This is a genomic window from Roseivirga seohaensis subsp. aquiponti, from assembly GCF_001267955.1.
Lineage (GTDB): Bacteria > Bacteroidota > Bacteroidia > Cytophagales > Cyclobacteriaceae > Roseivirga > Roseivirga seohaensis.
Genome location: NZ_JSVA01000010.1, coordinates 1 through 15,042 on the forward strand (window position 1 = coordinate 1; position 15,042 = coordinate 15,042).

Consider the following 15,042-nt stretch of genomic DNA (forward strand, 5'->3'; position numbering starts at 1 on the left):
TATTATCAAAAACCCCTCGATTAACCTCTTGGGGTTTTTTTTATGACCTTAGTCTTTAAGAAAGATGGTAAAGGACAGTTTTGAAAGCGCTTTTATATGAATTTTGTTTCAGGGAAGTGAGAAATATTGTATTATAGTAAAGAATTTCTATTTGTATTAAGCAGTAGCAATTTCGACCTTGAACTGAACGCCTCAACTCGATGATCCAGATACGTATATGTCACTATACGACAAAAATATTTTTTACATTATTATTTTGTTTCATATTTTTTCTCGTTACAAGTTCTCCATTACATTCTCAATCTGAGAAAATTTCTGACTTAATAGAACTGTCTAAACGAAATTCACGGTACCCAGATAGTTTAGCACTTTATGGAAGGGAACTCATTTCATATAATGATTCTCTTGCATTGACAGAAGGTCATTTCGCCATTGGTTATGCTTTTTACCAAAGAGGAATAATGGAAGCTGCTGGTTTACATTATGATAGTGCGTTAAACTTCATTGATTCTTCAAAAGATTACTTAACCTATAGTAGAATTAAAAGAAATAGGGGGATAGTTTACCAGAGGCAGGGTGAGTTCACAAGGGCAAAAGAAGTTTTTGAGACATTATTTCAGGAGGCTCAAGATCAAAAGAATGAGTTGGGTCAGGCTTTGATGTACAATCAATTAGGGATTATTGCACAGTCACAAGGTAATTATAATGAAGCTGCGGACGACTTCAATAAGGCTATTGAGATATATTCAAAGAAGGATTCTGCCAATATAGCCAATACATTAATGAATTTAGGCACCCTATATGGGAGAATGAACTTGATTGGCCAATCTAACCAGAAATTACTGATTGCTGCTGAGATTGCTGGAAACTTCAAACAGTGGGTAATACAGGCTAGATGTTATAATAATATTTCTGTCAATTATAGAAAAGTATCTAACCTAGATTCTAGTAATTATTATCTTAGTTTAAATGAGCAACTGTACAAAAAGTTGAATAATAGATTAGCCTTAATTGAGGTCTATCAAAACAAAACCAGTAATTTTTTAATTGCTAAAAACGCAGATAGTGCTTATTATTTTTTAGAGAATGCACTTTCGTTAATTACACCAAATCAGGATTTATATAGGGAGTCGCAACTAGATTTTTTAAGAGCTAGGGTTGAGTTGGAGTTTGGAGATGCGAATTTAGCCATACAATATGTGAACGATGCTATTACTAAGGCATTAGCTCAGAATAGGGTTGATGATCTCAATGATCATTATGTTTTACTATCTGAGGCATATGAAAAGGAAGGTGATACAAAGGCGGCCTTGGCTATTATGAAGAAGTGGAAAAGTTTGGATGATAGTCTTGAGATATATAAAAGCATTAAAACTATTCATGAGATAACTTCTGCTTATGATTTGGCAAGATCAGAAGAGGTAATTAAACAGAGCCAAGAACAGGCTACTTTTTTTCAGAAATTAAGTACTCGTTTGGCTATTGGCGCTATTTTATTTGCTGCTTTAAGTGCCTTACTTTATTTCAAATTTAGGAAAAAGAGTAATGAAGCAGAGCTCAGAGAGAGTGAGGTAAATGAATTGAAGTCGAAAATATCAGAATTACAACAGAAAGTTAAAAAGTCAACCGAGAACTTTATTACCCTTAAAAGCAAAGCAGTAATACCTCTAAACAAGTTGATGTTCGTTCAATCCGATGGCCCTTATCTAGAATTTTTTCTAGAAAATAAAGAGAGACCTGAGATTGATAGAGGAACCTTAAGGGATTTGAAAACCGATTTGCCAATCAATACCTTTATTCAGGTTCACAGATCATATATAATCAATATTCATTTTATACGTGAAGTGTATGCCAATAGAGTGGTGTTACAAAACGGCCATGAATTGAATATTTCTAGGAGTTTTAAGACGAATATGGATGAGATTTTTCAAGCAAAAGCTTCTTAGCTAACATTTGTGCTAAACCCAAACTCAAAAAAGGAGTGTCAATCATTTTAGGTTTTTGGTGATTCATGACAAAATCTTTCAATTTTACTTTTTTTTGGTATTCAAAGTATTTCCATTCGTGCTAAGACTACTGTCATTCGTGACATTTTTTTTGAATAACCCATATTCCTTTCGACCTTTTCCTAACAACAACTAGTACCCGAATTCGGGTGTGATTTCAGACGCTTATGACTATTGTAAGATTTCGAGAAACTCGAAAATCTATTATTGAAATACTTTCTAATCGAGAAATGGAGGTTCTACTCAGACTCGCAAAAGGAGAAAGTAGAAAAAGCATTTCGGAACAGCTTGGTATTTCAGTTCTTACTTATGATGAACATCGAAAAAATATAAAACAGAAGCTACGGTTGAGAACGCAAGCCGATTGGGCTTCTGCTATTGTGCTTTTTAGAAATTCAGGTTCAGTAACTGTAAAAAAGGAAATTGATAAATAAACATCAAACACATAATAACCCACTCATGAAAAAACATTTACTACTCTTAACATTGTTTAGCGCCTTTATGCTTTTTAACGGCCTCAACAGTTATGCAAGTCCCTTTCAGGAGACAACGGTACCAGCAAATGCTGGTATGAAAATGAACTTTCAAGGAACACTTTATGAAAATGGTGAACCTGTGAATGGCGATAGAAGTATGACTTTCAGTATTGATATTGAAGGTACAGCATGGACTGAAACCCAAACGGTTCAAGTAATTGAAGGTTTGTATTCGGTTACTTTGGGAGCTGAGAACCCACTTCCTGAAAGTCTGTTTTATGATGTAGCTGAGAGGAGTCTTACAGTAAGTGTAGGAAGTAACACTCTTGGTACTGTTCAACTTTTGGCTCCTTTTTCACCTAAAGAAATTGGCCCAGCTAATGATTTGCCTAGGAGGATTGAAATTGACAATGAAAAAGCCAATTCAGATACCATTTTTCACTTTGTAATGAGTTCTGATAATCTGAATAATGGAGCTCAAAGAGGTCTTCAGATTGACATGACCGGTATAGGCTTCAAAATGGCGGTTAGAGGAAATATTGCTTCTCAAGCTGAAGACGCTACTACTAAAATTGGTTTAATAGGTAGTACGATAGGTCAAGGTACTGGCAATCATTATGGTGTTTTTGGCCAAGCATTTGGAGCTGGTAAAACTAATGCTGCTATTTACGGTTTAGCAGGTGGTCCTGGAAACGGGGATGAAGGTTACGAAAACGGTTCTTACAACAATGGTGTGCTTGCGTATGCTCAGTCTAACCCTTGGGGGAACGTTGGAGTTACTGGTTTTGCAACGGGTACTGTTGGAGTTGATAATATAGGTGTGTCAGGTATTTCTTGGGTTGGTCAAGCAGGAAATACAGAAATTGAGAACAAAGGTGTTTTAGGTAGGGCTGAAGGGCCAGGAATAAATAAAGCTGTTTGGGCAAGGGCCATGAATGGTGTAGAAAACTGGGCTGGTTGGTTCGAAGGCGACATAGCGATAAGAGGTGGCAAAAATTTGAAAATTTTTGGGCCAGAAGAAAATCTAAAGGCAGATTTAAATTATTACGAACCAAATAATGCAGGTTCTTTGGTTTTGTACGGACATAATAACACTAGACGAGTAATTCTTGGTAGTAATTCTGGTGGTCAGGCTGGATTTTTAGGACTATATGATTCTTTAGATGTTAGTCGTGCGGTATTAAGGGCTTACCCATCTGGAAATGGATTTTTTAGTTTGGCAGGTAAGAACTCAACAAATATTGAGGCTGGGGCTAAATTTTGGGAAGAAAACTCAGGTTTAGATTTAGGCTACTTCAAAATTCAAGGCTCAACCCAAGTAGACGATGGAAATGGAGGTACTTATTTTCCGGATTTAGTTTGGATGGACGCTCAAAGATGGGAAGATGGTACCGAACTGGGTTCAATAGAATTTAGATCTACTGACGGTGCGCATTTTGGAATGAATGCTTACGGTTTAACAGGGAATAGACCTATTGAAATACATGATAATGAAGGTGCTGTTAAGTCTGCGCTTAGGTTTGATGAGGGTTATAACTCAGGTATTCTAGAGCTATTTGGTGCCACAAGTGAGCCAGATATAAAAATGGGATCTTTCGGTAGTAGCCCAGGAGGCCGTTTGCAAATGTACAGAAGAAGCGATGATAATAGTTTTGTAAGAAGCGCTATTGCTGCGGCTGCATATGGTGAAGGGATGTCTTACTTAAACCTATATGCTGAAAACTTTACGGCAGATAATAATGCAAGATTAGTCGATTTATACACGTACAATAGAGATATTAATAACAATCCATACTCTGATAATTATAAGCGATCGGGCATTGATTTTTATGATAACCAAGGAACGAGGCTGGTTGCTGTTGGTTCAGATAGAGAAGAAGGAGGAGCAGACCCAACGGGTAGGTCTGGCTTTATTTACTTATCTGGAACAAACTCTCCGAACGTAGAATTGTCAGGAAAAAGAGGTGAAAATAATGATTTGGGAGCCATTAGAGTTTATGGAAATACCTCAGATGGAGGCGCTTGGTATCATGCTAATGCTTCTATGGAAGTAAATACTGATGGAACCAACCAATGGGGGAGATTAAGCTTAAATAAGACAGAAATTGCGAACAGTACATCTAGCGAAAATATTGTTCTAGATGCCAACTCAGGAGATATTGTAATATCAGGTTCTTTATCTCAATCATCAGATGTGCGTCTTAAAAAGAATATTTCAACTTTAACTTCTGGCCTAGCCACAGTAAATAGATTGAGAGGAGTACGCTATAACTGGAAAGATTTATCTCAACCAGAAAACAAAATAGGCTTCATTGCACAAGAGGTAGAAAACATACTTCCAGAACTGGTAAACACAAAATCAGATGGATTTAAAACAGTGAATTACGCTGAAATGACAGCCGTTTTAGTAGAAGCAGTGAAAGAACTTAGTCAGCAAATTGAAAACTTAAAAAAGGAAAACACTTCTTTAAAAGCTGAGCTAACAGGCGTAAAAGAAATGGAAGATCGATTGGCCAGAATTGAGGCTTTATTGGGCGCACAAAACACAACTCAAAAAACTGATCAGAAATAATCATGGTGGATTTAAAAGGAATATTTAATGTGTTCCTGAAATCCATATGCTGCCTATCTCTATTGCTTTTGACACATCAAGTAGAAAGTCAAGAAGTCAATAAAGATGAGTTGCGAAACCGTAGGGTGACCAACGCAAGGGGTGGAGAATGGATTTCAGGAGGAATATACACCGGTTATACTTCGGTGGGTCAATATGGTTCTTCTAGTGTGTTAACAGTTACCGATGGACAAACAGAGCTCAAGGGTTCTTTTGGGTTCGTTATACCGTTATTTAATCTTGAAGAAAACAATGCGCCTATTGCCATTGTACCCAGTTCAGAGGTGTTTTACAATTTGGGTAGTAGTATTGAACTGAACGGATTCGATCCTGATGATGACGAAATTACTTTTCAAATAACGGGTAATCCAATGTTGGGGGATTTGACAGCTGTTGAAGGTTCTGATTATGAGTTTCAATTCTCGCCTTCATCAAGTTTGGCCGCTGGGTCAGGTTATAAGGATACCATCAGGTTTAAAGTGAATGAAGTTGAGGGTGAGCTTTCTTCAGAGGTTGCCACTTTCCCTTTTACATTCAATGTTGAAGATAAACCTCATGCAATTACAGATTTTCAGGTAATTACAGCTTTATCCGATAGCAAAACACTGGGGCTTAGTTTTGAAGATGATCGATTCAATTCAAGCTACGATGTTAAGATTAGCTATATTGATTTGTCGCAACCAGGAGCTGTTACACTGGTAACTTTGGTTGATCAAACGTATAAATTAGCAGACCTAACAGCGTCAGGAAACAAGCTAACGGTAAATGTTAATGCTGCCAAAGCGCAGTTCCCATATCTTTTTTCAGCATCACAAGTATTTATTACGGCTGAAGTGAGTGTGAACAATGGCTATGAGGATGACGAGGCCTTTGTTCTTAGTAATTCGGCCGATGGTAGTTCGAGTGGAGCCATAGCAAATTCGGAAAATACATCAGGTTTGTTTGATATTTCTTCGGCAACCGCTGCCACGGGTGTAGATACACAAACCTCTGCTGATGGACAGTTTTTTACTTTTGCTACCAGAAAATCGACTCCTGAGAACCAATCTGTGGAATTGAATTTGTATGCAGTAGAATTAGGTGCTTTTGATTTAACGAAGGCTTCAATTGAAATTCCAACACTTCCTAAAACAGGGAGCAATGAAAGCCCTGTGAAAGTAAAAAGCACGGCTAATTTGGTTCAATGGTCTGTAAAGTATAAGCCTAAAGGAGAAAAAGGCTATTTAGATTCTTTACAGTTCGCGGTGAATAATACGGGAAGAGATTTCACTTCGAAATCATATGCTGTGGTTCAGGTAGTGGATGTTAACGACCCGCCAACCATGAGTGATATTCCAAACCAACAATTGAATGAGGATGGAAGTCTTACACTTACCTTGGCTTTTGCCGATGTAGATAGTGACTTGACCGTAACGGCCAAATCATCGGATAACACTAAGGTGGGCACTACAGTTAATGGAAACCAGTTAACAATAACCCCAGCAGCAAACTTCAATGGCAATGCGAATATTTCGGTTCAGGTGTCCGAGACGGGTACAACCGAGGCGTATTCTGTTATAAAAAGCTTCACTGTAAATGTTCTACCAGTGAATGATGCACCTATCATTGCAGATATTAATGATGTTACTATTGATGAAGACAACTCGGGAACAATTAACATTTTAACCACAGATGTAGATTCTAAGATTTCCGTTTTCAACTATACTGTAACACCTGACAAATTAGGTGTGGTTGACGTTTCATTTTCGGGAAATACAATGAAGGTGACACCTAAACCTAATTATAATGGTACGGTGAGTTTTAGTGTAAAGGCCGATGATCGACTAGGCACAGACCAATCTATTTCTCAGCCTAAAACCTTTAACTTAGTAATTAACCCAGTAAACGATGTGCCAATTGTTGAACAGGTTATTCCTACTCAGAAGGTATTGAAAAGCTTTCCTACTTATACCTTAGAGTTAGGGCGCTTTTTTCAGGATGTTGAGACAACGGACGCTAACCTTACATACAGCTTGAGTAATAGCTCATTATTTACCTTAACCGAGGCTAATGGTGTGTTAAGCATAAGTCCTAATAATGTGGCTGCCGGAAATGAGTCGGTTACAATTACGGCAAGTGATGGCACTGCGAGTGTAAGCCAAAGTGTGTCTTTCGTATTAGAAGAACTGGCAGCCGATATTCAAGTGGCGAATCCTATTTCTAACCGAAATGAAAATGAAGACTTCGGTCAGGTGAGTTTTGATATTAGTAATGTGTTTACCGATGTGAATGATGCGAATGCAGTTTTCACCTATGAAGTTACAGGTAATTCCTCCATTGGTGCCAGTATTTCAGCAGACGGTAAATCCATAGTTCTTACTTCGCCTCAGAACTATTCAGGAACAGAAAAAGTGTTTTTGGTTGGGAAGACTGGGGCAAAGTCTGGATTCGTATCTTTTGACATCACCGTCAGCCCAGTAAATGATGCTCCAACTTTAGGAACTGTCTCAAATCAGACGGTTCAAGAAGATTTTGCATTGAACGGACTGTTTGTATCATATGAAGATATAGATAACAGCTTAAGCGAAATGACCTTTACGGCTTCATCTTCTAACCAGAATTTGATTAAAGACGGGGCAATTACGTTGACCCCGAGCGAAACAGGAGTGTTGGTTTCTTTAAATCCAGAAGTCAATAAAAATGGAGTTGCAGCCATCACGTTAAACGCCTCTGATGGAAATTTAAGTGCAAGCCGTACTTTTGATGTAACGGTTCAATCTGTCAACGATATCCCAACCGTAGTTTCAACAACTATGGCTGATGCAACCGAAGATGTAGCCTATACGGTAGACCTATCAACACTCTTCAACGATGTAGATAACGATAAGCTTACATTCACTTTTGAAAACAAACCTACATGGTTAACCTTTAGCGGAAACCAATTGGCAGGAACACCTTCTAATGAGAATGTAGGGACAGCGACCTTCTTTGTAACAGCCGATGACGGAAGTGGCGGAAAGGTGCGTCAGTCCTATAGTTTGAATACTATTAATGTAAACGATGCACCAACATTGGTTACTGCGTTGCCCGCCATTAATGCTACCGAAGATGTGTTGTTGAGTGTAGCGTTGAATGAAGCTTCTTTCCTCGATGTGGATGGAGATAACCTTACTTATTCAGCTACTTTTAGTGGAAATAGTTGGTTAAGCTTTGATGCGGCTACAAAACGCTTTACGGGAACGCCAAGTAATGATAATGTTGGAGATGTTACCGTTACTGTAACGGCTACCGATGGTTCGAATGAAAGTGTTAGTGCTACATTCCAGTTGAAAGTTATCAATGTAAATGATGCACCAACGGACATCACTATACCAACTTTAACTATTGCAGAGAACGCAAGTTTAGGCGCTCTTTTAAGTGCGCTTTCAACAGCCGATGTGGATGCTGGTGATGTACATACTTACACTTTGGTTTCTGGAGAAGGCTCAGACGATAACAGTGTGTTCAGCATAAACAACAGTAATTTGCTAACAGCTTCTGCTATCGACTTTGAAAGTAAATCATCATTAAAAATCAGGTTGAAATCTACCGATGGAAGCGGAGCAAGCATCGAGAAGGCCTTCGCTGTTACGGTAACAAACGTAAATGAGAGCCCAGAAGCAATAGTTTTAAGTGCTAGTAGCATCGAGGAAAACAAAGCTTCTGGAACAGTGATTGGCGCATTAACCACAACTGACCCAGATAACGGTGATAGTCACGCCTATTCATTCGTGGCTGGAGCCGGAGATACAGATAATGCTTTGTTCGAAATTTCTGGAGGCAATTTGGTTAACAAGTCCGCCTTTAATTATGAGGCAAAAACGGCTTATTCGGTACGTATTAAAACCACAGATGCTGATGGATTGAATTTTACCCAAAATTTCACAGTGAGTGTTCAAGATGTGAATGAAGCCCCAAGTGCTTTGGCTTTGAGTAACCTGTCTGTTTTGGAAAATGAAGACGCAGGAACTTTAGTAGGTAATTTAAGCACTACCGACCAAGATGCGGCTGATAGCCATACCTATGCTTTTGTGAGTGGTGAAGGAGATGGTGATAACAGTGCCTTTATTATTAATGGAAATCAATTGGTAACAGCTCAGACTTTCGATAGAGAAGCCAAGGGTGCGTATACCGTGCGGGTGTCAACTACTGATGGAGGCGGGTTGAGTATTGAAAACAGTTTTACCATTGAAATTTCGAATGTGGCAGAACCTAATTTGAAAGTAGAAGGCGATCTGAGTTTTAACCAAACGGATATTGGTATGAGTAGTGAGTTGATTTTCACCATTACCAATAATGGAGATGGAGACGGTTTGGAGGTCACTAGTATTCAAGTGCCAGAAGGCTTTAGTGTAGATAAGAGTACCGTTAGTCTTTCAGCAGGAGCTTCGGAAGAAGTGAAGGTTACATTCAGTCCTACTGAAGGTAAAACCTATAATGGTCAAATCTCTATAAGCTCTAATGCTGGAACAGAAAGTTTGAATGTTTTAGGTGAAGGGGCAGTAGTAACAGGTATTGATGATGATTTAATAGATCAGGATGAAGTTCAACTCTATCCGAATCCTTCTAGAGATATTGTTACAATTGACTTAAGTCTTGCTCCTGTAGTAACTCCAGATGTTGCCATTGTAGACATAAACGGAAATACGGTTTGGTCACTGAGTAAGGTGAAGGAACGAAAGGTTCAAGTGACTGTGAGTCAGTATCCGGCAGGCACCTATTTGGTGAGAATATCTTCAGAAAAGGGTTCCGTAATTAAAAAGCTAATGATAATTAAATAGTCATGTATACTTTCAAAAATAAAATATCGAGACACTTTGAATTACTATTGTTAGCTATTGTAATTCTGTTAATTACCGCCTCCTGTGGGGGAGGCGGTGGTGGTGATGATAACCCAGGCCCTTCCGAACAAGAGTTGGCCTTTGACAAGCTTAAGGGAGATTGGGGAATTACCAATAATGGTAAAATTGAACTGGATGGAGGCAATGTAGCCGCTAATTATGTTGGTTTTACACTCTCCTTTACAAATGGCGCATTCACAACTACTAATGCTGGCGATCTTTTTCCAGCAACTGGAACATGGGAGTGGGTTGGAGAAGGAACCAATCAAATTCGTACAGGAAGAGGGAAGCTTGTTACAATTACATCCCTTACCACAACAAATTTTGAATTCTCTTTTACAAAAACAGCAAGTAATTCTGTAGCCGGAGTAAGTGGAAATTATGTAATTAAGGTAACTAAATAAGCTTCACTTATTAGATGGAGAGGCCAATCGTCTCTCCATTTTTAATTTAAAAAAAATAAAAATACCCTAAACTGGGTATTGATACTGGAAGCCAAAAAACTCAATTTTGAATTACTAGTTGGGATTAACACTTCATATAGTAGTCTGATTTTAGTTGAGTCTCTTAGGGTATTGCGTACGGCAGTACCCTTTCTTTTTGCCCTATCATTAATAGGCATAAAAAAAGGCATCACTGATGATGATGCCTTATTCATTTTGATGAGCTTTTTATTATTTACATGTCTTCATCATCCTTACCAAAGTCTCCGCGAACGGCCTCGCTTACATTGATAACGTGGTCCCCAATCTTTTCGGCAGCAAAGAATAAATCTCGGTAGATGATTCCACTTTGAACATCATATTCTTTTTTCTCAGTGCTCTTTAAATGCTGCTTTCTCATTTTCGTTTTAAGGGCATTAATGGCCATTTCTGTTTCAATAGCCCCAGAAATATCTACTTTACCATAAACACCATTTAAATTGGTAATCATTTGTTCAATAGAAAGGTCAACCAATCCGAATATTTCCTTAATATTTTTGTTTTGCTTTTCTGAGAAAACGGACTTTTGTTTATTCCCTCGCTCAATATCCTTCGACATCCTAAGAATAATATCGGCAATTCTTTCTAAGTCATGAGCAATGCTCAGTATGGATCTCACTTTAACAGAGGATTCAATACTCAATTGTTGTTCAGAAACCCTTACTAGATAGTCGGCAATTCTTTCTTCAATTTCATCTGTACGAACTTCCAGTTTAGATATTTTGGCTTTTAGTTTATCTCTTGTGTCCTGTTTTTGCTCATTTAGAAGTTCTTTGAGGTTAGTAAACATGAGCTTAGTAATTTCAGCAAACTTAATGCTCTCCTTTTGTGCGCTTAAAATAGATACCTCTGCAGTTAATGGTGCATCATAATTGATGTTTGTAAGAGAGAACTCTTCGTCTTCATCTCCTTTAGATTTCACCAATCTTGTAGCCAGCTTCACAATTGAAGGCACAAACCAAATCAAGAGCATTACATTCATAAAGTTGAATGTAGTGTGGAATAATGCCAAGGTAAATTTGTTTGGATCACCAGTTTCTGGTGCAGGCCAAATGTAGTGTAGAAGATCTAGCACATAGGGTAGCATAATCACCATCCATGTTACCCCAATAATATTAAAGAGAGAGTGGATTTTAGCCGACCTTTTTGCGTGAACGTTTCCAACTAAAGCGGCTAGTTCTGCAGTAATCGTTGTTCCAATGTTTTCTCCCAAAATCATTGCTGTTCCAATTTCAATTGGCAAACCCTGTGCACAAAGCACAATAGTAACCGCCATAGCAGCACTAGACGATTGAACAACGATAGTAAGTATAGTACCAACACCAACAAACAATAACCTTGTTAATATGCCTGGGTCATTAAACTGAGTAAGAAAGGAGAGTAGTTCTGGGCTTTTTTGTATTTCTGGAACGGCCTCTTTTAGAGCTTCTAAACCCAAGAAAAGAAGGGCAAATCCGATCATAAACTCTGACCAGTTTTTAAGGTTTGGCTTTTTAGAGAACATTAGAGGCATTGCAACTGCAATTAGAGGCAGCGCATAAGCCGAAATTTTCATTTTAAAGCCAATCAAAGAAACTAGCCAGCCTGTAATGGTGGTTCCAATGTTCGCTCCCATCATTACACCAGCTGATTCCACCAATGAAATTAAACCCGCATTAACAAAGCTTACCGTCATTACTGTGGTGGCAGATGATGACTGAACTATAGCAGTGATTAAAAAGCCCGTAAGTACTCCCGTATATCTATTGGAAGTCATGGTGCCTAAAATGCTTCTGAGGTTATCTCCTGCAGCTTTTTGAATGCCTTCGCTCATGACTTTCATGCCGTAAATGAAGAAGCCAAGAGCGCCTAAAAGTTCTATTACATTCCAGATGCCGTAATCCATTGTGTTATTTTACTGTGATGACGATATTATGAAAATTCGTTTTTCAGCCGTAAAAGTAGAAATACTTTTTTTAAGGCTAATGTTAAATAATCATTACCAAGCTGCGTAATCTTGTCAAGCATACTTAACAATAGGTTCATGTTGCCTAAAAGTCTTTGAGTCAATTAATAATTACCTTTGCGACTTTCTAATGACTTTAAAGAAACGGGAATTTTAAACAATATGAAAGAAGTTACCTTTGAAGAGAGCGTATTCTCTAGCATAGTTGCGAAGGTGACCCTTATTATATTGGCCGTTCTATTTTTTCTAGTATCCATTGATCTAGTGATTACCGCTCTTTCGGGCTCTCTCAATTTTATAAATGAGAACTTACTCTCAAATGCTCTGAATCCTTTTGTAGGGTTGTTCTTAGGGTTATTGGTTACCGCCATCATTCAGAGTAGCTCTACTACCAGCACTATGGTTGTAGCGCTTGTAGCTTCTGGTACTCTTTCACTCGAAGAAGCCGTTCCTATTATAATGGGAGCAAATGTGGGTACAACACTTACCAGTACAATTGTAGCTTTAGGCTTTATTTCCAATAAAAGAGCATTTAGGAGAGCTGTAGCAGTCGGTACTATTCATGATTTTTATAACATCATTTTAGTGTTGATTTTATTTCCACTCGAGCACTACTATGGGTTTCTTTCTGGCGTTTCTTTTTACTTTAGTGAACTTTTATATGGTAGCGGTATTTCAGAGGCCTTACCACATACTGATAACGTTTTAGGAAGCGGCTTAACAAACCAGTTTGTACTTTGGGTAAATAATAGTGTTCTGATTTTAATTATCTCTTTTGGTTTTTTATTCGCCTCGATTAAGCTTCTAACCTGGATCATTAAAAAAACCATTATTGGGGAGTCGAAAAACAGGTTGCAATCTTTTGTTTTTGGTAAGCCTATACAATCCTTTAGTTGGGGTGTTTTACTTACAGCGGCAATTCAATCAAGTTCTGTAACTACCTCTATTTTAGTACCCTTAGCTGCCGCAGATAAAATTAAGTTAAGAAATGCCTTTACTTTTATTATTGGAGCAAATGTTGGCACTACCTTAACAGCACTTATAGCAGCCGGCTTTAGGTCTGAAGCTGCAGCTACTATCGCCATAGCCCATTTACTGTTTAATTTAACAGGGGTAATTATTTTTATGTCATTACCTATACTCAGAAAATTGTTGGTTCATTTTGTTAAGGAATTTAGCTATGCTATCGCTAAATATAGAATTATAGGTTTGGCTTATATAATTGTTATGTTTTTCTTATTGCCCTTCTTGCTAATTTCATTGAACAGAAATATGGACAAGCCAGTTGATAAGGTACATGATACAAGTGTGGGTCAGCACTTTTAACTTAAAAAAATTTACTCATTAATGTAAAGTTAGCTTTACATTAATGAGATATTTGTAATTAAAAATAGATTAATGCTGAAATTAGACGATCCTAAAACGGGTGCAATATGCAGAATTTTTTTTATGGCTGTGTTATTTTCCGCTCTGACTTTACCTCTAAATGGGCAAGATAAGAGTAGCAACAGTTTTGGTAAGGGACTCCAGGTTGTAGCCTCAGACTCATCGTTTTCGATGAAGTTTGGATTGAGATTTCAAAGCCTGTATCAAGGGTCTCTTAATGTAGTTTCAGAAAAATGGAGTGATCAATTTTTAATTAGAAGAGCTCGGATGAAATTTGATGGTTTTGCATACCATCCTAGCCTTACTTATAAAGTTGAATTAGGCCTTTCTAGTAGAGATATTAGTGGAGGTGATGTAGATGAACATAGTAATACTTCTCGTATAATTTATGATGCCGTTTTGAAATGGCAGTTTAAAGAAAATTGGAGTCTTTGGGCAGGTCAAACAAAATTACCTGGAAATAGAGAGCGTGTAATTTCGTCTCAAAAAATGCAATTTGTAGATCGTAGCCTTTTAAACGCTAGGTTTAACATAGACAGAGACATAGGAATTCAATTACACCATTCAGCTAACCTTGGTAAAAGGGCTGTGATCAAAAATATTTTGGCGATTTCAATTGGTGAAGGACGTAATCTTACCACTGATAATATTGGTGGGTACGATTACACTTACAGGCTAGAGTATCTGCCATTTGGAGAATTTTCTGGAAAAGGTGATTATTTTGGATCTGATTTGAAGCGAGAAACCGCCCCAAAACTGGCCATAGGTGCTACTTTTGATTACAATGACGGTGCTGCAAGGCAAAGAGGGCAGCTCGGAAGTTTTGTGCAAGGCTCAAACGGGTATCAACTTTCAACCGATCTTTCTACCTTATTTATTGATACTCACTTTAAATATAGAGGGTTTTCATTGATGGGGGAGTACGCCAATAAACGATCATCTAAGCAAGTGTTTGTTGTATTAGACGACTTCTCAACACTAAAGTACACTACAGGAAATGCTATTAATCTTCAAGCGGGTTATTTAATTGATAAGTCTGAATGGGCTGTTCGCTATACGCATGTAAAGCCTGATGACTTGGAGTATTCAAGTTTGAAAGAGGAAACGGAGTATACCCTTGGGTACTCTAGGTATATTGTTGGTCATAGTTTAAAACTACAAAGTGACTTATCTTATACTAACAAGGCACTTGGAGATAACTTGGTGTCATTCAGGGTCCAATTTGAAATTTCGTTTTAACGAAGTAACCAACCTTACTAACTGTTAACCCCCTAATT

The 15,042-nt window shown here is 37.9% G+C and carries 8 protein-coding genes; 7 read left to right on the plus strand and 1 reads right to left on the minus strand.

Annotation, left to right across the window (positions count from 1 at the left end):
• Nucleotides 1–410: 410 nt before the first annotated feature.
• The 5 genes from OB69_RS09535 to OB69_RS09555 all read left to right on the plus strand — a co-directional run bounded on the left by OB69_RS09535 (nt 411) and on the right by OB69_RS09555 (nt 10,356).
• A complete protein-coding gene (locus tag OB69_RS09535; RefSeq protein WP_053223500.1) occupies nt 411–1,946 on the plus strand; it encodes a tetratricopeptide repeat protein in 1,536 nt (511 codons plus the stop codon).
• 227 nt (nt 1,947–2,173) lie between these two features.
• Complete coding sequence (locus OB69_RS09540) at nt 2,174–2,440, plus strand: response regulator transcription factor (RefSeq protein WP_053223501.1); 267 nt, start codon at nt 2,174–2,176, stop codon at nt 2,438–2,440.
• A gap of 25 nt (nt 2,441–2,465) precedes the next feature.
• Nucleotides 2,466–5,054, plus strand: coding sequence for a tail fiber domain-containing protein (locus OB69_RS09545; protein ID WP_157608537.1), 2,589 nt, complete (start codon nt 2,466–2,468; stop codon nt 5,052–5,054).
• Nucleotides 5,055–5,056: 2 nt separating this feature from the next.
• Nucleotides 5,057–9,892 (plus strand): tandem-95 repeat protein, encoded by a 4,836-nt coding sequence (locus OB69_RS09550; protein WP_082338141.1) that lies wholly within the window; start codon nt 5,057–5,059, stop codon nt 9,890–9,892.
• A gap of 2 nt (nt 9,893–9,894) precedes the next feature.
• On the plus strand, nt 9,895–10,356 hold the full coding sequence (locus OB69_RS09555) for a hypothetical protein (protein WP_053223504.1): 462 nt from the start codon (nt 9,895–9,897) through the stop codon (nt 10,354–10,356).
• A gap of 274 nt (nt 10,357–10,630) precedes the next feature.
• On the opposite strand, the gene OB69_RS09560 is transcribed toward OB69_RS09555, so the two are convergent.
• The gene (locus OB69_RS09560; protein WP_053223505.1) at nt 10,631–12,319 is read right to left on the minus strand and encodes a Na/Pi cotransporter family protein; all 1,689 of its coding nucleotides are present in this window, start codon (nt 12,317–12,319) and stop codon (nt 10,631–10,633) included.
• A gap of 222 nt (nt 12,320–12,541) precedes the next feature.
• On the opposite strand from OB69_RS09560, the gene OB69_RS09565 reads away from it, so the two are divergent.
• Both OB69_RS09565 and OB69_RS09570 read left to right on the plus strand, forming a co-directional pair.
• Nucleotides 12,542–13,705: a Na/Pi symporter gene (locus OB69_RS09565; protein WP_071387062.1), complete on the plus strand. Its 1,164-nt coding sequence runs from the start codon at nt 12,542–12,544 to the stop codon at nt 13,703–13,705.
• Between the two features lie 123 nt (nt 13,706–13,828).
• Entirely contained in the window at nt 13,829–15,004 is a 1,176-nt protein-coding gene (locus OB69_RS09570) for a porin (RefSeq protein WP_053223841.1), read from the plus strand.
• Nucleotides 15,005–15,042: the final 38 nt, after the last annotated feature.